Source organism: Sphingobacterium sp. B16(2022) (genome assembly GCF_012030425.1).
Lineage (GTDB): Bacteria > Bacteroidota > Bacteroidia > Sphingobacteriales > Sphingobacteriaceae > Sphingobacterium > Sphingobacterium anhuiense.
In genome coordinates this window covers 784,493-803,645 of record NZ_JAAUVN010000001.1, presented here as the reverse complement: position 1 = coordinate 803,645, position 19,153 = coordinate 784,493, and the positions used below count along the sequence as shown (strand labels likewise).

Genomic DNA, 19,153 nt, shown 5'->3' with positions numbered 1-19,153 from the left:
ATGGCAAACTGTAACAGCTTATTTTTAGATTATCATAGTGATATATCCATCGGTTCGGTAAAGAAGAACAAAATGAAGAATTCTAAAGAAGGTCTTCGCAAAAAAATCAGAAAATGGTTTAACGATAACCATCCTGACTATGTACCACAGTTTTACATCCAGGGTTCATACAAAATGAAGAATGGAATTAGAACTGAACAAGACATCTGTGATTTAGATGATGGTATTTATTTCTTTCGTGAACCAGATGTAACGGCATCTACAATTAAAGAGTGGGTTAAGCAGGCAGTTGATGGATATACAGATTCGCCTGCAGAGAATAGAAAAAAATGTGTACGCACTATTTTTGTAAACGACTATGAAGTTGATCATCCTGTTTATTACAAAATTGATGGTCAAGAATATAAAATAGCTGTAAAGGGAAATGGATGGGAAGATAGTGACCCAAAAGCTATGGTGGATTGGTTTGTATCAAAAAAAGATAAAGATGGTCGCTTGATTAGAGATATTAAATACTTAAAAGGCTGGGCCGACAACCGTCCGTTCAAAATGCCTAGTGGATTGGCTTTAACAATTTTAGCAACTAATGCAAAGGAAAAAATTGTATTAAATGAGCGTGATGATATCACATTCAGAGACATTCTTAAAGAAATTAAAAAGGCATTAAACAATGAGTTCACTTGTATTGTACCTGCAACACCAAATGATGACTTACTTGAGGGTTATGTTAATAAGGATAAATTTTTAGAAGCCTTAAATAATTTGATTACTGATGCCGATGAAGCAATTCGTTCGAATAACCAAAGGACAGCAAGTAAACTTTGGCGTAAACATCTTGGAGATAGATTTCAATTAGGAGAAGACAAAGAAGAGAACTTAGTTAGAAATGTAGCTGCTGCAGCAATAGGTGCCAGTAGTTCTATACCATATGGCCATGAATAATTCATATCTCAAATTTAAAGAAGAAGCATCCGATGCTATAAGTAATTTTCCCGATCTTAAATTATTAAGTCGGGAAGATTCTCTTCCTTATTTAGAAGGAAAGATAGACCTTTTAGATGAAAACAGTATGCCATATGACTCATATTTTGTAAAAATCGTATGTAGCATTGATTATCCAAATAGCTTCCCTTTAGTCTATGAAATAAATGGAAGACTTCCGCATAATATAGACTGGCACGTATATCCTGATGGCCACTTTTGTACATGCACTCCAGCTGAGGAATATATACAATGCGATAAAGGAATTGCCTTACTGGGTTTCATACAAAATCACCTTACCCCCTATTTGCATAATCAAGCTTTTAGGGAACTAAAGGGTTATTATCTACATGAGCGGTCTCATGGAAAGAAAGGTGTCTTAGAATCTTTATATACTATCCTGGATACAACTAACAGTAATAAAGTATTAGAAATTCTTCTGTTCATCTATAAAAATAAAACTCCGTATCGTACATCCAAATGCTTTTGCGCAAGCGGAAAAAAATACAGACACTGTCACCGCGAATCCTTTATTCAATTCAAAAAAATTGGACAAACTCGTTTAGAATTTATTATTAAATCTATAATGTAAGATGGAAAAACTAATACAATTTTTAGGAGTAATTACGCCGCCACTAATCTACTGGCTTATCGATACAATTAAATCAAAAAACCTTTCAAAAAGGATATCTGATTTAAAAAGTGAAATAGAATTTAACAAAGGTTTCAAGGATGAATTATGCAGTACACTAACCCATATATATTGTGCAAAAATATTTCAACAACAATTTGGGTTTGAAGTCGTACCTTCTCGTATAAATGCATATTTGCAATGTTTTAATACCTACGATGTGAGCACTAAAACTTTTAAATATTTATATAATAAACTTTATTTAAAATTCGACAAAGCAAGTCAAAAGGTGAATGTTATAGTAACAAAAACAGACAAATACATAGTTACACTCATCAGTTTTGCAATAATTTACATACTTGTGTTTTCGATAATTATACTATACTTGTTCGTAGACACAAATAATATTTTGGCAAGCGCTGATGAGGTATTGATCATTAGAATAGTTTTGATAATTGCCTATATAATTTCTAGTTATTTTGCTATTAAATTATTCGTAAATGATATCATTCCTTACTTCCAGGCTCGAAGTATTATCAAAAATTTAGCTCAAAATAAAGGATCATCATAATTTTAGGGTTTGATCAATTAATAAGACTGAACTTTTGTTCTGAAATGAGCCAAATGGGTACTATAATTCGTTTAAATTAAGTATATTTACCTAAACCAATTTTATGCCATGATTGCCAATCATAAAGAAAATTTGCAAAATAGATATGCAAATAATGTACAATCCACTACAATTTATATTGATGATGCCGAAAGTGGTAGAAAAGGTTATTACTGTATGGGATGTACTAGAGAAATGGAAGCCGTAAAAACTAAGATAGTTGATCGTGCCTCCTATTTTCGACATTATGTCAAAAAAAACAGTCCTAAAAATAGGTGTACATATTCGGATAAAACATATCGTCATAAATTGGCCAAGGAAAATCTGCTGACCAATAAACGGATCAAAGTACCTGCTGTATATAAATACTCAGATAATGACTCTGATCCTGCAATTTTGATTAAACCAGCAGAGATAATTGAGGCACACAACGTACATGCTAAACTGAGCTTTTATGAGAATGAATCAGGGAACATCAAATGGACTGAAGCAACTGATTTTGATACAGAATATCTATTGTACAAACCAGACATAACCTTTTTTGATAAAACGGATACACCTATCCTTTTCATAGATATAACTACTAGTCATAAACCTGATAAGGATAAACTAGTAAGTTTATTAAGGTTAGGAATTGATGCCGTATCCGTAATAATACCCAAGGCATCACCTGCCGAAATTGATCAGGTTTTTGAACACAGTCAAAACACAAAATGGTTATATAATAAAGATGAAATCAACACCGAATATATTCGAGTTCCCAATGGAAATACAAAGGGAATATCACATATTGATAAAGAGCAAAGACAGCTTTTTGCAGAGTCTAACCGCTGTAGAAAGGCACAGATTAATAACCTTATACGAGCAATTGGAAAGGTCTTGGAATCTCAACCGTACAGAGATACTGAATCAAAATTTGAATCAGAAATATCAAGAGTTGAGAAAAACACAGAAGAATTACAAGACCGACTTTTCAACGAGGAAGCTTCGCTTAGAGAAAAGCTTTCAACAAAACTTGAAGGAGAAACAAGAGCAGTTGACGATGAAATCGACGAAATTGAAAGTCGATACGCAAATCTGGAAGAAAGATATATTAGAAAAAGAAAGGAGCTTGAAGGGAATGGAACAGAACTTCTCGGATCTATTAGAAATCTACAATTTAAAATTAAATCAATCTCAGGAAGCCCTGAAGAAAGAGAACTTGATCATAGAAGAGAAATTGACAATATTGAACGAAAAATCGGAGATATTGAACTCGACATTGATGGAGTCATCGCAGACAGAGAAGCTTCAAAACGAAGCTATGATAAACATATCAGACAAGAGAAGGATAAAATTAGAAGAGACGAAGAATATCGAGAAGGAATACCAGAAAGCTCAAGACGAAGAATCCTTGATATGGTTGAAAAATATCGACAAGAAGAGAGCGAAATTGTTGACAATATTAAAAGAAGTGAGTCAACTAGAGAAGGATTTGCTGAGCGATCTAAAAGAGAAGAAGATGAGCTTAGAGCGGAATTTGAAACTCTCGATCAATCATCAGCTAAAGCCATTGAAAATGAAAATTTTGGAGAAAATACTTACCTGTCCGGACAACATGAAGCAATGCTTTCTGCAGAACGACATGTCCGCGATTATGTTGAGCAAGAACAGCCTTATTCGAGACTTACCAAAATTAGAAAGTTTATTAACTCAGGAGAGTTCAAGAATTGGATATAATCAACATAAAATCGAAGAAGCTTTTGATAAGTATCAGCAAACAGAGAATCAGTAAATTGATTCCTTGTTGAGACTGTAACTTGGACTGTGTCAACGGAATAATTTAATAAGATTTTTTATATTTAATTATTCAAATGATATGGTCATGAAAGAAAAGGCCCCATTCGATTTTTCATTCTTATTTGTTTTTTAATTGTATTCAAGAGGGCTTCGCCGTTTTGAACGCTTCAAAGAGGAAGCTATGCAAGGTCTTTATAACGGGAAGAGCTTATCTCCCAACGACGGCGTTCTGGCGCCCTTAATGAAGCATTTACTGGAGTCGATGATGTATGGCGAGCTAGAGAGTCAACTTCAAGAAGATAAGACATCAGGTAATTCCAACCGTCGTAATGGTAAGTCCAAAAAGACTGTCCGAGGCCTTAATACAGGTACTTTTGAACTGGAGTCTAGACGGGATGGATCCGGTAAATTTGAGCCTAAGGTAATTCCCATGCGTCAACTCATTATTACAGAATAATTAGAAGGCCATGTTCTGAGTATGTATGCCAAAGGGATGATCACATGTGCTATAAGTAATTTTATCCGTGAGATGTATGCTTGGAGATTTCTGCAACCGAAATATCCCTTATCACAGAAAGCGTTATGCCTGCCGTTAATGAGTGGCGAAGTCGTCCGCTAGAGGACGTTTATCCCTTTGTTTTCCTAGACTGCATGCATTATAAAGTCCGTCAGAACGGCACGGTTGAATCTAGGGCTATTTATAATATATTAGGTGTAGGAATGGATGGATGTGAAGATCTGATAGGTCTTTATAGTTCAGAGAATGAGGGTGCAAAGTTTTGGTTATCTGTTCTCACAGACCTAAAACAGCGTGGTGTAGAAGACATTCTAATTACCTGTATCGATGGTTTAAAAGGTTTTCCTGAAGCTATTTTCCCTAAAACTAAAGTTCAGTTATGTATCGTCCACCAGATCAGATCAAGTATGCCCTTACAGAAAAAGATAAAAAAGCTGTCATTGAAGACCTAACGCCTGTTTATTCATCTGTTAACGAAGATATGGGCTATGAAAACTTAATTATCTTCGAAGAGAAATGGGGTAAGAAATATCCAATTGTTGCTAAATCCTAGATGGATAATTGGACGAACTTATCTACTATTTTTGAGTATGATGAGCTGGTTCGCAAGACTATCTATACCACTAATCCTATTGAAGGAATGCACCGTCAGATCCGTAAAATCACGAAGTCTAAAGGTGCATTCAATTCTGAGCAAGCTCTTATAAAGTTGATGTACCTGATAGTAAAGAATATCTCTAAAAAGTGGACAATGCCAGTCCAAAACTGGGGCTTGACCATATCCCAACTTTATATTAAATTTAGAGATAGGCTCAAACTGGAACGAGGTTTTTAAGTTTTTAAACCAATGACCCAGCTCGAGTTACACTCCCCTTCCATAAAAAGGAACGGTAATTTTTTATTTTCATCGATAATTATTACTTGTCTTCCCAAGTCTCCGAATAATTTGATACAAGTTCCCCTTTATCATTATAGTAATGTACTATTACTATATTCTTGTCTGGTTTTATCTGAAAAGTTCTACATTGATCTTTTGATTCATACGATACAACTATTTTTTCATGTCCATTGGTTATTACATATTCAACACCGTACAATGTCGCACATCCTGTTTTGTAATCAGATTCAACTGTTTCACAAGCGTTGAAAGTGGGTAAAGCAAAACTAGCGTTTGTTCTTACGCAGTTCTCTACAATCTTAATTATTTCTTCAAAAATATTCTTCATATATTAAGTATTATAAAATTTTATACAATTAACTTTTTTACTATTATTTAGAAATCAAACCAGCATCTTGCATTTTTGATATTACTAGATCCTCATGCATCTTCAGTTCAGTTACATTTTTAGAACCTCTCCGTAAATAGATTCTTTTTATAAATACATTAGTTTGATTTAAAAATTGAATTTCATCACTTACTGCTGACCAGTCGTCAATTATTTGGTTATTTTTCTTATCAATTAAGACCGATTTTGATTTATTAGCACCTTTTAATCCTAAGTTGGAAGAGTAGTTTTCATGAATAAAAATATTCATTCCTTCAAGTTCATTTTTTAGAGTAGATAACTTACCATTATCAAACTTACGTTTTTCAAAATCATCATTGTTTCTTGCCGCCTTATCATTTATACGCTCTTCATAGATTCTTTTCCATAAATTTCTATCAAGTAACTCATCCAATACTTCATTTTCAACACAAACATCTTCGCAAGGAGCACATTCATTTGAGTTTAAACAATCCTTAAGAGTTGAATTGAAAAAATACTCATCACCATTTTTACAGTAAAAATCTTCATAATCACTATATTCATTGACATCTTCTAATGCACTTTTATCGCTTAAATTTCTAAAAACAAAGTCTAACATCGTATTTGTTGCAGAGTTTGTTTTATGGAAGTATACTTGATTATATAGGTGATTTCTTGATTGAATAAATCTAACAATTGAATCTAATCCACTTTTTTTGATTCCTAATGTTATTTTATTTTTATGTTCAATTGGAAGTAATGATGTTAATATTCTACTTTGGTCGAAAAAACCATATTTTACACCAGAATAGAAACTATCTCTATATAAATAGTCCATTCGATCTGCATCAAAAGGAAAGCTAGCTATTATACTGTTAAAATAATCAGTGCAATTTTTTTCATTAATAATGATTTCATGTTCTGGTAGAAATTTTGGATCAATCATTTTCAAAATATTCTTAATATTTAATGACTTAATGATTGAAATGGAATTTGTAGAGAAATTAGGCTCTTTCTTTAGCGTATTTATCAATTTAATAATAAATACAGAAGAGACCAATTCATGTTGAATTTTTTTATCTTGATTAGATTTAAGATAATTTCTAAAATCTTCAATAAATTCAGAAAAGTTTTCTGAATCCGATGATAATATTTCCAATAGTTTTTCACCCGTAATTGTAAAGTCATCAAATTTATGTGATGTTGGACCATGTCCAACATCATGAAGTAGTGCTGCTAACCTTAATTCTTGTATCGTTACTTTTAATAATTCATCATCATCGCATATTTCTTGTATTGTTTTATACTCTTTATCTTTGCCGTACTTTTCATTTTTTATACGTACCGCTTCAACGTTTTCATTGGATTTATTAAAAATTATTTCGGACAAATGCATAACCCCAATGGAATGTTCAAATCGAGTGTGATTCGCACCAGGAAAAACATAGTTTAATAGTGTGTTTTGTTTGACCTTTCTAAGTCTACCAAAAATTCTTTGGTTTATTATAAACTCTTCAATTTCTGTGATTTCAATCAATCCATGTATAGGATCTAAGATTTTTCCAATTTTCATATTTTTATATTTTAATCAATGTGAATTACGATTTGAGGCGAATGAATTGCTTAATAACGATTACTTCTGCACTATCCATTAAAAGTGATAGTACTACTAGTTTTCATTTTTATTATCATTTCATTACAAATTATTATTTATTCTTCTGATGATGTTGCTATATTGTAGTAATTATATACCGCCGGTCTACGCACTGCATATTTGATCGTACATATACGTGACACCACCTAAAGTAAAACGAGTTTCGCTTTAATTTTTTCAATTCCTAAACTTGTTGTCTTACTTATTATTTAGCGATATATTTTTTTACTTAACCAAATCAAACTAACTGAATCTATCATCTACATATTGTTAATGTAAAATCAGAGAATTAACTATCAAATTTTTGGAGTTCTTGAATCTGGTTTAACATTAGGTTCGTCAATTTTTAATATAATAGGCATTGGGAAATCTACTCCTGTTAAGATAGCTTCTCCTTCTCCCAAGATTGGTAGAAAATCAAGAGTATTACGGTTGGCAGAGCTACAAGCATTGCTAATCGCTTCTTTATCAAAATGGTTAATTAATCGGTGAACAATGAAAGTTCCCATTTGACTTAAGGTTCCTTGTGGTATATCACGAGGCATTTGAGTCGCAATACAAAGAAATAACCCATGCTTACGACATTCTTTAGCTATTGAATCAAATGCATCTAGATTGGCTCCATCAAAGAACTCACTTCCTACGGATTTATTTAAAAACTGATGTGCCTCATCCATAAATATCGTCAGTGGTGATTTTTTGAAATCTCCTTTTCGCGCTTTATTTAATAGAAATGATCCGATTGAATTAGCTAATATCTCTCTGACCTGAAAGTCAAATGGAACATTTTCAAAATTGAGCCTTAGAATTGATTGATCCCCTTTAATAAAATCCTCAATTATATTTGAAATATCAGATTGATCTTTCTTTTTTTTAAATCCAAAAAGATTCTGATACACCGGTGAATTTATAATGTTGTTTATTCTTGAAATTAAGCTAACATTATACGAAACATCTGACTCATTTCTATCGCCCCACTTTTCTGGTATATCTATTTTTGCCCTAGGTGTACCCTCCCATTTAGAGCCACAATCCCATACACATTCTTGAGATATCTGAAAGGGTAATTTTTCTATATCGAATTCTGCCATTCCATTTTCGATTACACTAATATTTTCATAGTAATACCTCTCATATGGACGCTTGTCTGACCCAGACTTTTTCAATAAACCATTACTAACCAATGTCTCAACTGTTTCTTTCAAAATTTTTCGTTGAAGACTAACACCGTTCGTCAAATGTACAATCTTAAGAGATCGAATAGCTTCCATAAGTTTTGGAGCCTGAGTTTTAGAAGAAGGTTTGAAAAGATTAAATAAATCATCTGTCCGTAGCTGTGAATAATGAAATAGTGATTTCCCATCTCCAATATTAACATTTACTAAACCCTTATATGCTCCAGAATACTCTCCTGTTGCGTCAATTATTATTGCCTTTGCATTTTTTTCTGAAAGCACCTCTAATAGTTTACTAACGGTATAGCTCTTACCTCCTCCTGTAGTTCCTACAATAGCACAATGTCTGCCAAATAGAGATTGAAGGTTAACATGAACCTCAGTATCTCTGTTTGCCACAAGTCTTCCTAACACAACTGGACTAACCTCCTCACCTTCCTTCGCTCCGAACCTAGACATAAATTGTTTAACGAGGTCAGATGAACAAACATAAACTTTAGCTCCTATATTGGGGTAACTAGATAGCCCTTTCTTAACGACATAAGGGTTGTAAAGATCGAATGAAAGTAATATTTCAATTTTGCCTTCTGGATGAAAATTTTTTGTCTGAAAAGACTTTTCACTTAATGATAGTCTTTCTTTCTCAGGAAGCATTAATTCAACTAAACGTCCTAGAAAACCGAAATTATCACCTTCTATTACAAGAAAATTACCAACTAATCCTCCATTAAACTCTTCTCCTTGATGTGTAAAACCGTTAAGTAGTACAGATGATGGAAAATGCACTTTAATAAACTGAGGCAAGACCTGATTGATATAACCAATGAAATACTCATGGGAGAATGGATTTATCTTATTGCCCTTCATTTCTTAAGTTTATTGGTTTTAATCTTAATTCATTATCATAGGTTTGAATCTCTGGAAAGTGATTCGCAAAATCTCTAAACCGTTCTGAAACCACCATTATTCTATCTGACTTAATGGCATTTTTTATTATGCTCCTATACGCTGCCGAACCGCCTTTATGAGCGTATACTAAATATGGGTCTACAACAGCCATCCTAAATCCTGGATTTTGGTTGATCGCCTCTTCAATAGCTGCATTTATATGATTATCATTGAAGCTATAACCTATACAAATAAGAAGTGTATCATTGCTTTCTCTTAAGTTTCGCTGAAATCTCGCTATCATCTCGAAAAATGGTTGTCCATACGAATCTTTATATTTACCTTCTCTAGGATATACCATCAATGGATTTTGCGTATTATCATCTATTATAATACTTCCTGATTTTTCATTTCTGTGCCAGTTTAAAGAACCATGTAATTTATAGAGATGGAAAACTCTGGTTATAAAATTATCCTCTTCATTAACTTTGCTCCCTTCTCTTTGTACAATATCATAATCAAAAAAACGACCGCTGAAGGTCCGCGGAGAAGTAAATGAAAAACCATCAATAATAACAGCATTCATATGATTTGCAGCCTTTTCAAATAAAAGGTCATAGTTTAGAGTAAAAACTTTAACACGTGAACTGGTTTGCTTTCTTTGAAGTAATTTCTCAAGTAATTTGACATGTGGAAATTCTCCTTTGGGCTCATCGAGCTTAGTTTCTTTTCGAATGACTTTTAGAATGTCCTCTCTATAATCACTCAGTTTACGCCCCCTAACTTCATAATCTTCAGTATACTGAATAACCCCCTCTAGTCTCGAAATCAAAGCTTCGAAGTCATTAACTGTACTATGATTGATTTTCTTACATAGTTCAGTAAAAATCCGATCAGTAATCTTTTCTTTGACTTTTATCCATAAATCTTTCATCAAAGGAAGTCCTACATCAATCGAGGATCCTGCTCCAGAAAGAATTAAGACATTTTTAAATGACTTTCTAAAAAATTCTTTATATAATTTTTGTTTTGCTTTTTGAGCATCTTCAATTGTTGGTTTTACTTCATTTCCACTGTCGTCTTTTTTAGCGAATGGGGCTAACTGATCGAACCCCGTAAGGTCGCCATCTACCATCTTAACATTTGTCGCTGTTAAAAATTTATCTGGACCGTTTACGAATAAATAAGACAAGTCTGGCTTGATGGCTGAAGCTAACTCTTTTGCTCCTACAGCTTCTTCACATGAACTATTCGTCGCATTATTTTCTTTTTCAGTAACCACCGAAGAATCCGATCTTTCATTTTTAGATTCTGCTCCATTAGCTTTTTGTTCATCACCTTCAGCTATAGTATCACAAACAGATTCTTTTTCAATTTGCTCAGTAATTTCAGTTGACATAACTTGCTTAGGCTTTTTAGCATTAGAAGAAGGTTTTACTTCTTCCCTACTCTGTCCTTCTTCATTATCTTCCATAATAATTGATTTGTTTATTCTATTGATTAATATCTTCAAAGTCACAAGTACCTATTTTACCATTTGACAGCGTTTTAATTCCCCAACGCTCAAAAACATTGTGCTGATAAATTAATAGTGAAAGATTGAACCTGCCGTTAAACATTTCGAAAATACTGTTTGTTAATACCTTGCTCCGTTCAAATGTCGCACCTAGATAAACTGTTTTTAGCGCATTCTCAATCGGTATATATAGCGATTTATCTGTACCTCGGCAAACTAACCTTCGCTCATCTTCGCTTTCCCAAAAAATAGATTTCAAAAGTGTCATGTCCTTTACCAGATAATGGAGGATATCGTTCATATTCTCGGATTCGCTTTTGTTACTTTGCCAATAAATCCATGGATCCGTTTTACGGTTTGAGTAATCGATATTCTCCAAATGACAACTCAGATCGGGATAGGCTTTTTTCAGATTATCTAAAAGAATTTCTTCGTCAAACTCTAGACATACCCCTGAATGTAAACCACCATAATGAGCCCACATCATCTCATTATTCCACCCATCTCTTTTCGCTCCGGAAAAACAAAGAATTTGATAGCCATCTTTAATCATATTGCCATACTTAATCTGACAATCTATCGCTGTTTTATCAGAGTAGTACCCTTTGAATATTTCTTCATATGGTACGTTGATGCCACCAAAGGACCAATCTAAAGATTCTCTTGGATCATTCATCTGCCGAAGTGAGCTTGTACGTAGTAGACCTACCGGTAAGATATAGGACATAAAAGTTTCAAACCTAGTGTAATGGTAAATAAGACCCATATTTTTTAATTTAAGCAGTAGCGCACGAAGATATCATTACTGATTATAGATAGTTTACGGAAAACCGTAAAAACATCTGAAATAAACGAAATGCTAAAAAGTAATCTTTTCGCAATAGTATTCATCCGTTTTTTTGTTTCAATATTCGTCATTACTTTCGTCAATATAATCAGTTCAATTTTTGTTGGTTAATATTTATTATACAGGAAATTTCTTTATCAAATTCTCACCACAATAAGGCAGATATCGAATAAAACAAATTCGCAATATATGGTGAATTAAAGCCTTAAACAGGATGAAATTCATCGTAATCTTTGTACAATAAAACAATCTTGACTTTTTAGGAGTGAAAAGGTAAATGATCCATTTTCTTTTATAACAACTGCAATACAATTGCTACAAAAGATAACTTAGACTATTGGCTTAATATTTTTACTCAAAATCAACCGCAATATAACGGGAAAAGTAAACATTAAAAAATAAAAAGTAAAATAGTGGTTTTCACTGTTAAATACCCTCAATAACCGCCAATCTCCGATTAATCAGTTTCTGCACAGCTTCAGGTTTTAATTCCTCAGCACCGAAGCCTCGCTTATCTTTGGTACAAGAACTACATGCTGTAGCATCAAGCTTATTGCTATAGCCACATAGACATTCCCATACTTCTTTTACCGATGAAAACATGCCCTTTGATTCTTTAACGGTAACTACTTCTTGAAATAGCTGTAACAAGCCCTCTCCTTTCAATGTCTGTAGATAGGCAATATCTTGAACGGAATACCAGTCTTTGTCTAAGCTAAGTACCTTCAATGCTGCCTTTTTTGCCAATAAAGATCCTGCTAACAGTTTCTCCACCTGATCGTAATCGATAAGATTGGAACTACTAATAGCTTTGCTAATGATCTTAAACTGCGCACTGGTTAAATCATCCGACAGCAACTGTCCATAAAGTATGGCTATAGCTTGATCTTTGTCCAGGAAATCAAAATAACGAAAGAGCGTGGCTTGACGGTCTTTGAATACTTGATCCTCCCCTGTTTCATTCATCGCTTTGAATAGCAGGGGTACAAATTCGGTCAATCGCGATGTGACTATAAACTCGGCTGTAGTATTGTCCATAGCATAGATACCGGTATAGCGTTCTATAATCAAGCTTGCTTTGACTTTGTTCTTAATAACTGATCCATCGATATCTCCACCTACTGCTTCTGCCTGTATATGTTTAATTTCATTGAGCAATACAGGAGTACCGATAGCGGTGATCATAAACATTTGCGTTCCTTTGCCCGAGAGCTCATCAATATTGACGCTGAAGCCTATAACGGCATCTGCCCGATACCTACGTGCATTTTGCTTCAAAGACTCCACTACGCTCTTATATAGCTCCTGTAGTTTGTTTTCATAATTGCGGGAGCGTCCACCGAAGAAATCGACAAAGCTAGCTCCTATTTCACTCAGAGCATTGGCTCCAATAACAGCTGTTGCTGATATGGGATCAAAATAACGCAGGACTTCTCTCCCCTCGATGGTATTGGTACTGGTAACGATCATGGTCTATGATGAATACTGTTTTAAAAGCCCGAAAATAAAGCATCGGTTTGATTAAAAAATACGGGAAGCCGTAAGGATGGTATAAAACGTATAAAGCCATTCTTGGCAGAATGGCTGTATGCGTTTATTTTTATGAAAAATTTAATTTACGTGTTACATTTTTAATCTTTTTATAACACGTAAAACACAAAATGCTATTCCTATATCAATTTATGAAGATGAGCTGCTTTGTTTAAAAAATCATATAGCTCTATATTTATATAAAAATTTTCTTTTCCAATTTTCTGTAAATAAACCAATTTGAGCGCTACCAATTGATCCAAATAACGAGAAGCCGTCTGACGGGAAATACCGAGATCCTCAACAAAAAACTCAATTTTAGTATAAGGATGCTTAAATAAGTTATTTATTAAATCTTGAGAATAAATTTTTGGGAGCTCACTTTAAATTTTATTTTTATAAAACTGCATTATTTCTTTGATTCCTTTAACAATTTCAATTGTTTGCACGGAGTAGGAAAAATGGGGTAATTACAATAGTAGAAGGTGCATATGCAGATTTAATTATTGTTGATGGAAATCCGCTCACTAATATTAAACTAATCGAAACTCCGGATTCTAGTTTTAAGATAATTATGAAAGATGGTATTAAATACAAAAATACGTTAAACGATTAATAGTAAAATAATATTGGCTATTCCAAATAATTTTTAAAAAGTAAGAATAGCTAATATGTGATTGGTGTGTATATTAAGTAAAACAGTCATTCTAATAAAAATGACTGTTATACTTGCTTTATTTTTAATCGATTTATTAAACTTTAGCAAAACATGACGCTAAAATAGCTTGAAAGGCCTACTACTGAAATATGATAAATTTACGTATTTAACTACTATTTTAAAACGATACGGCTAATTTTCCCGTGGTATGTCCCTTCTCTATTTCTATATGGGCATTAGGGATTTCCTCGAATGGAAATATTTTACTGATATGAGGTTTTAAAAGATCGTTATCTAACAAATCAGCAACATATTGCATATCAACACCATTGGGTAATACCATATTATAAAATATATTGATCCCTTTAAGTTGAAATTCTTCAGATAATGCTTCCGTTACATTCGTCCACAGACTAATCAAAGTTCCGCCTGGCCTTATAATATTTAAGCTTCGAAGTAGATGCTGATCATCTCGAACTCCATCAATAACAATGTCTATGTCATGGATAATTTCTTCAAATTTCTCCTTTTTATAATCAATAAATTCATCAGCTCCAAGTTGAAGCAAAAGATCTTTTTTAGATGCTGATGCTAAGGCAATCACATATGCTCCTGCTTGTTTTGCAAATTGGACAGCAAAATGTCCTACTCCACCGCCTGCCGCGGTAACTAATACCCGATCGCCCGGTTTAATCCCTACTTTATTTAAAGGCTGTAAAGCTGTTAATGCTGCTAATGTTGATACTGCCGCTGTTTCGTGACTTATTTTCTTTGGTTTTAGTGCAAGATGTTCAACGGAGGCGGCTACAAATTCGGCGTATGTCCGGCCAATATAGGGATGGTTTAAGAGACCAAAAACCTCATCGCCTACTTTGAAATTTTGAACTGATGACCCAATATCTACAATTTCACCAGAGATATCCCATCCTAAAACCAAAGGATTATCATTTCCAAATACCCAACTTACATTATTGTTACTTCTAACAATGGTATCTGCAGGATTTATACTGATGGCCTTGGTCTTAATCAACACTTCATCATGCTTTAAAGACGGCACGGGAATATCGGCAAGAGAGAAATTCTCAATTCCTCCCTGTGCACTCAATATCATAGCTTTCATGTGTAATATTTAAGCTGTAATTCCTCCATCTACAACAAAGCTCGATCCTGTAATATAACCAGCTTCTGGACCTGCAAGAAAATTGACCATTGAAGCAATTTCCTCTGGCTTGCCAAGTCTTTTAAGTGGAATGGCATTAATATATGCTTCACGGATTGCGGGATCAGCAGGCATCATATCGGTATCGATCGCACCTGGTTCAATTGTATTAACTGTTATATTACGAGGGGCAAAGTCCCATGCTAAACCTCTACCAAGGCCACCTATTGCCGCTTTGGTAGCCACATAGTCGGCCATATTAGGTCCTCCTATTCGACGGGCACCGACCGAACCAATATTGATAATCCTACCACCATCTGGCATATACTGTTGAACTTTGCGAATTCCTTCAATAACGGAACGAATATTAGTATCAAGTTGACGACTATATGCTAACTCCCTTTCTATCGCTGTTTCAATACTACCAGCTACAACTGTTGCTGCATTATTGACCATTATATCTATTTTTTGATATTTTTCAACGGCTTGTTCAATTGCAAATGAAACAGCCCCTTGTTTTGCTCCATCTGCCTGTATTGCTATTGCACTCCCTCCTGCACGCTCAATCCCAGCAACAATGTCTTCTGCTATCGCTTGTGAGTTAACATATGTAAATACGACTGAGGCTCCCTCAGCGGCTAAACGTTGTACTATTGCTTGCCCCATGCCACGTGTTCCACCTGTAACAAAGGCAACTTTTCCTTTTAAACTTAACATCTTTTTTTTAATTAAATTTTATATAATAATCTCTCCTATCAGTTTTAATCATAAAAGGATAGCATAGAGATTTTGTTCTTATAACTATGATTATTGAATTTCAATAACCACTTTACCAAAGGCTCCTCTTTTTAAATGATCGAATGCTTTTGGACTATCTTCAAATCTGTATATGGCATCGATAACCGGTCTAATTTCATGAAGATCAATATAGGAACACATTGCTTCTAAACTTTTCCTGGAACCGACTCCTATACCTAATAATGATGATCGTTTGGATAGTACTTTAAAGATTGGCAAAGTCGCATCCGCAGCCTCTAATACGCCCACAATTGCAATTCGACCTTCTTGTGCTACTGCATCTAATGATTTTTGAAGATTTTCGCTACCGGCCATTTCAATGATAAGATCGGCACCACGCCCTGAAGTCAACTGTGATACATTATGTTGCCAGTCTTCATTATTAAACCGATTTATTCCAGCGGAAATACCTAAACTTTTTGCCCGGTTTATCTTGTCGTCACTGGAGCTTGTTAAAAGAATATTGGCACCAATACTATAGGCAAATTGTGCTGCAAAAAGCGAAACCCCACCCGTTCCTTGAACAACTAATGTTTCATTTGACTTTAACTTTCCTTTTTCAAAAACCGCCATCCACGCAGTGAGCCCTGCACATGGTAAAGTTGCAGACTCTACAGGAGATAAATTCTTGGGAGCAAGTGATAACCAGTCTTCCGGTAAACAAACGTACTCGGCAAGGACTCCTGGCCCCATCCCACCCAAAGAGGGCGCAATATCTGGAGATGGTGCAGGTCCCTCAATCCATCCTGCTATATTTGTAGAAATAACTTTATCGTTAATTTTAAATCTGCTAACCCGGCTACCGATCTTGACAACGGCACCCGACATATCAGAAGCTGGCACAAATGGAAAAGCCAAAGGCATACCCATACCATTACTGGTAACCAAATGATCTCGATAATTTAAAGAGACCGCAGCTGTTTTGACCAACACTTCCTTAGGCCCGGGTGTTGGAACCGGAACTATATTCAGCTTCAAATTATTTAATCCGAAATCACTTAGCTCCCATTGTTTCATCAAATTTGGAATATTCATTTCTGTATTTTTTTTCAAAGTTATCTCGAATTTCATCTGGTTTTCTTGATACTATCACTGATGATATTGCTAAGGCAACTTTTACAGAAGTAATAAATAATGCCTGATATAAGTTTAGAAGATAAAATGAAAGATTTTGATGGAAAATTATAATGATCCACAGTATGGATTTGGAGTGTTTTTTTTAAAAATTCAGAGGCAAATGGTATTTGAAAATCATTTTACACTTGAATTACAAAATTATTAAAATAAGATTTAAAGTATGAAATAACCGTTTGGGCTAGTAACAGTTATAAAAATGTATAGGTATCTACCTAAATAGATGCTGATTGGAAAAAAATATGCAGAAACTAGCAGATATAATCAGAAATTGAAGAATATAGTATTAACAAAGTAACTAATTATTATTTTTAAAATATTTACAGTTAACCAGAGTAATAGTGATTGAAGTTAATTAAATCTAACGTAGTGATTCAATAATCATAGCGCGATGTTTTTTTCCCCATGCAATTAGATTCATGATAAGAGTACCGTATTCTTTTGCATATTCTGTGAATTCGTATTCAGCTACCCCGATATCAGCGTTCATGATACGTGAGATTAACTTATTATCTTCAAGCTCTTTAAGATTGCGGGCAAGCATTCTGGTCGTTAAGCCTGGAATACTTCTTTCGATATCCATAAATCTTTTATTTCCATTACATATGGAATAAATGATGGGAAGTTTCCATTTACCCCCTATAACGTATATCGTATCTTGCAAAGCATTTATATCCTGCTCTTCAATAACAATTTTTTTCATGTTGATAATATTTGACTGTACTAATTTACAAAATAAATAGTATGATTTTCTGGTCATCCCTCACTCCGTAAAGTATATTAATCCGCCAAAGCCCATAACGTACTCGAGTGACCGCAAGATCTCGTATTCTTAAACATAGAGAAGTATCTACACTTACAACTTCTGTCATACCAAATGGATCTGTTTAAAAGTGCGGTCTGGCAGACCCTGTTCAAGAAACTCGATAATCGGAAATCAGGTCCTTTACCATTTTACGAAGCTGGAAAGGCTTCAATACTTTTATTCATAATTGTTTATTTTTATCGGTATTTATGAGACGCTACGCTTAGTTTTTTTTCGACTTCGTACAACATCTGCTTATCCAAAATCAGATCTGCAAAAAGTTTATTAAGTTGTGCGCTCTCCTATTCTAACTGAAGTAACTTTCGTAGTTCAGAAATCCCTAAACCACCGTATTTTTTCTTCCAATTGTAGAATGTTGCCTCGCTGATACCCAGGTTGCGACATATTTCCTCCACTCGGATCCCGGTCTCGGACTGCTTGATAGCAAAAGCAATCTGTGCCTCGGTAAACCGACCGAAGGGAGCTCATGCGAAGCATAACTTACTTCGATCTTTCAATCATTTTACCTCTTTAAAATTAGTAATTCTGGTCCGAATTTTATACTCTTAAACTGTCCAGTTTTTCGGGAGGAGGTCAACAACTGGATAAAATTTCCAAATTATGTTCTAAGTTCCATTTCATATATTTCATCTTCTCAACTGCATTGATTTGAAATTTAAAATATGACTCCGAACTTATTAGGGAATAAAATATATAACTATTAGAAATGTTAAACATTTAAGTAGTTTAATAAATTACATTTTGCGTGTATTTTCTATTATATTTAAAATCTCAACAAAAAGCTGAATTCACCGACACATTTTGCCTGTTCAACGAAAACTCAATCATTTTCGAAAGAATTCAAGTGACCTTTACATAAGTAAAACAGCAATAAGGTTCTAAAATTAAATCCAACTATTATGAAAACTAAAATTGGAATTTCAGATCAACACACACAAACTGTAGCGAAACAATTGGCACCACTTTTAGCAGACGAATTTATTCTTTATATTAAGACCGGAAATGCCCATTGGAATGTGACAGAAGATAATTTATACTCCAATCACATTTTTTTCGAAGGGCAATATAAACAATTGAATGAACTGATTGATAATGGTATCGAAAAAATGAGAGCTATAACACATTACGCTCCTGCAACAACGAAAATCTATCTCAATATTATAAATTAGCCAACGAAGAAAATCATTCACCAAAGCAAGCTGT

Annotated in this window: 16 protein-coding genes and 2 pseudogenes; 6 read left to right on the top strand and 12 right to left on the bottom strand. The window is 34.1% G+C overall.

Going from position 1 to position 19,153, the window contains the following annotated elements:
• The 5 genes and pseudogenes from HCX49_RS03635 to HCX49_RS03615 all read left to right on the top strand — a co-directional run bounded on the left by HCX49_RS03635 (position 1) and on the right by HCX49_RS03615 (position 5,353).
• Positions 1-942 (top strand): cyclic GMP-AMP synthase DncV-like nucleotidyltransferase, encoded by a 942-nt coding sequence (locus HCX49_RS03635; protein WP_168126177.1) that lies wholly within the window; start codon positions 1-3, stop codon positions 940-942.
• A complete protein-coding gene (locus tag HCX49_RS03630; RefSeq protein ID WP_168126176.1) occupies positions 935-1,573 on the top strand; it encodes an SEC-C metal-binding domain-containing protein in 639 nt (212 codons plus the stop codon). The genes HCX49_RS03635 and HCX49_RS03630 overlap by 8 nt, the downstream gene beginning before the upstream one ends.
• Before the next feature lies 1 nt (position 1,574).
• Positions 1,575-2,183 (top strand): hypothetical protein, encoded by a 609-nt coding sequence (locus tag HCX49_RS03625; RefSeq protein ID WP_168126175.1) that lies wholly within the window; start codon positions 1,575-1,577, stop codon positions 2,181-2,183.
• Between the two features lie 108 nt (positions 2,184-2,291).
• Positions 2,292-3,941 carry a hypothetical protein gene (locus HCX49_RS03620; RefSeq protein ID WP_168126174.1) on the top strand — a complete coding sequence of 550 codons (1,650 nt, stop codon included), beginning with the start codon at positions 2,292-2,294 and terminating at the stop codon, positions 3,939-3,941.
• A 241-nt stretch (positions 3,942-4,182) separates the two neighbouring features.
• Positions 4,183-5,353, top strand: a pseudogene (locus HCX49_RS03615) (IS256 family transposase).
• 82 nt (positions 5,354-5,435) lie between these two features.
• Here HCX49_RS03615 and HCX49_RS03610 read toward each other — a convergent pair.
• The 12 genes and pseudogenes from HCX49_RS03610 to HCX49_RS03560 all read right to left on the bottom strand — a co-directional run.
• Positions 5,436-5,744, bottom strand: a complete 309-nt coding sequence (locus HCX49_RS03610) for a hypothetical protein (protein ID WP_168126173.1) — start codon at positions 5,742-5,744, stop codon at positions 5,436-5,438.
• 43 nt (positions 5,745-5,787) lie between these two features.
• Positions 5,788-7,338, bottom strand: coding sequence for an HD domain-containing protein (locus HCX49_RS03605; RefSeq protein ID WP_168126172.1), 1,551 nt, complete (start codon positions 7,336-7,338; stop codon positions 5,788-5,790).
• 377 nt (positions 7,339-7,715) lie between these two features.
• Positions 7,716-9,461 carry an ATP-binding protein gene (locus HCX49_RS03600; protein ID WP_206368203.1) on the bottom strand — a complete coding sequence of 582 codons (1,746 nt, stop codon included), beginning with the start codon at positions 9,459-9,461 and terminating at the stop codon, positions 7,716-7,718.
• Positions 9,448-10,956, bottom strand: a complete 1,509-nt coding sequence (locus tag HCX49_RS03595; RefSeq protein ID WP_168126171.1) for an SIR2 family protein — start codon at positions 10,954-10,956, stop codon at positions 9,448-9,450. Before HCX49_RS03595 ends, HCX49_RS03600 begins: the two co-directional genes overlap by 14 nt.
• Before the next feature lie 19 nt (positions 10,957-10,975).
• Positions 10,976-11,764, bottom strand: a complete 789-nt coding sequence (locus HCX49_RS03590; RefSeq protein WP_168126170.1) for a DUF2971 domain-containing protein — start codon at positions 11,762-11,764, stop codon at positions 10,976-10,978.
• A gap of 507 nt (positions 11,765-12,271) precedes the next feature.
• The gene (locus HCX49_RS03585) at positions 12,272-13,315 is read right to left on the bottom strand and encodes a heavy metal-binding domain-containing protein (RefSeq protein ID WP_168126169.1); all 1,044 of its coding nucleotides are present in this window, start codon (positions 13,313-13,315) and stop codon (positions 12,272-12,274) included.
• A 200-nt stretch (positions 13,316-13,515) separates the two neighbouring features.
• Entirely contained in the window at positions 13,516-13,743 is a 228-nt protein-coding gene (locus HCX49_RS25780; protein ID WP_410528500.1) for a hypothetical protein, read from the bottom strand.
• 468 nt (positions 13,744-14,211) lie between these two features.
• Positions 14,212-15,153 carry an NADP-dependent oxidoreductase gene (locus tag HCX49_RS03580; protein ID WP_132767493.1) on the bottom strand — a complete coding sequence of 314 codons (942 nt, stop codon included), beginning with the start codon at positions 15,151-15,153 and terminating at the stop codon, positions 14,212-14,214.
• Between the two features lie 9 nt (positions 15,154-15,162).
• On the bottom strand, positions 15,163-15,909 hold the full coding sequence (locus HCX49_RS03575; RefSeq protein ID WP_168126168.1) for an SDR family NAD(P)-dependent oxidoreductase: 747 nt from the start codon (positions 15,907-15,909) through the stop codon (positions 15,163-15,165).
• A 90-nt stretch (positions 15,910-15,999) separates the two neighbouring features.
• Complete coding sequence (locus tag HCX49_RS03570) at positions 16,000-17,061, bottom strand: zinc-dependent alcohol dehydrogenase family protein (protein WP_206368200.1); 1,062 nt, start codon at positions 17,059-17,061, stop codon at positions 16,000-16,002.
• A gap of 424 nt (positions 17,062-17,485) precedes the next feature.
• Positions 17,486-17,884 carry a winged helix-turn-helix transcriptional regulator gene (locus tag HCX49_RS03565; protein ID WP_237682708.1) on the bottom strand — a complete coding sequence of 133 codons (399 nt, stop codon included), beginning with the start codon at positions 17,882-17,884 and terminating at the stop codon, positions 17,486-17,488.
• 272 nt (positions 17,885-18,156) lie between these two features.
• Positions 18,157-18,402 (bottom strand): annotated as a pseudogene (locus HCX49_RS03560) (transposase); the annotation flags it as partial.
• A 447-nt stretch (positions 18,403-18,849) separates the two neighbouring features.
• Here HCX49_RS03560 and HCX49_RS03555 point away from each other — a divergent pair.
• Positions 18,850-19,119 (top strand): Dps family protein, encoded by a 270-nt coding sequence (locus HCX49_RS03555; protein ID WP_168126166.1) that lies wholly within the window; start codon positions 18,850-18,852, stop codon positions 19,117-19,119.
• Positions 19,120-19,153 lie beyond the last annotated feature (34 nt).

Coding starts and splice junctions, on each gene's coding strand:
- HCX49_RS03635 (WP_168126177.1), top strand. CDS start 1: ATGGCAAACTGTAACAGCTTATTTTTAGATTATCATAGTGATATATCC.
- HCX49_RS03630 (WP_168126176.1), top strand. CDS start 935: ATGAATAATTCATATCTCAAATTTAAAGAAGAAGCATCCGATGCTATA.
- HCX49_RS03625 (WP_168126175.1), top strand. CDS start 1,575: ATGGAAAAACTAATACAATTTTTAGGAGTAATTACGCCGCCACTAATC.
- HCX49_RS03620 (WP_168126174.1), top strand. CDS start 2,292: ATGATTGCCAATCATAAAGAAAATTTGCAAAATAGATATGCAAATAAT.
- HCX49_RS03610 (WP_168126173.1), bottom strand. CDS start 5,744: ATGAAGAATATTTTTGAAGAAATAATTAAGATTGTAGAGAACTGCGTA.
- HCX49_RS03605 (WP_168126172.1), bottom strand. CDS start 7,338: ATGAAAATTGGAAAAATCTTAGATCCTATACATGGATTGATTGAAATC.
- HCX49_RS03600 (WP_206368203.1), bottom strand. CDS start 9,461: ATGAAGGGCAATAAGATAAATCCATTCTCCCATGAGTATTTCATTGGT.
- HCX49_RS03595 (WP_168126171.1), bottom strand. CDS start 10,956: ATGGAAGATAATGAAGAAGGACAGAGTAGGGAAGAAGTAAAACCTTCT.
- HCX49_RS03590 (WP_168126170.1), bottom strand. CDS start 11,764: ATGGGTCTTATTTACCATTACACTAGGTTTGAAACTTTTATGTCCTAT.
- HCX49_RS03585 (WP_168126169.1), bottom strand. CDS start 13,315: ATGATCGTTACCAGTACCAATACCATCGAGGGGAGAGAAGTCCTGCGT.
- HCX49_RS03580 (WP_132767493.1), bottom strand. CDS start 15,153: ATGAAAGCTATGATATTGAGTGCACAGGGAGGAATTGAGAATTTCTCT.
- HCX49_RS03575 (WP_168126168.1), bottom strand. CDS start 15,909: ATGTTAAGTTTAAAAGGAAAAGTTGCCTTTGTTACAGGTGGAACACGT.
- HCX49_RS03570 (WP_206368200.1), bottom strand. CDS start 17,061: ATGAAATTCGAGATAACTTTGAAAAAAAATACAGAAATGAATATTCCA.
- HCX49_RS03565 (WP_237682708.1), bottom strand. CDS start 17,884: ATGACCAGAAAATCATACTATTTATTTTGTAAATTAGTACAGTCAAAT.
- HCX49_RS03555 (WP_168126166.1), top strand. CDS start 18,850: ATGAAAACTAAAATTGGAATTTCAGATCAACACACACAAACTGTAGCG.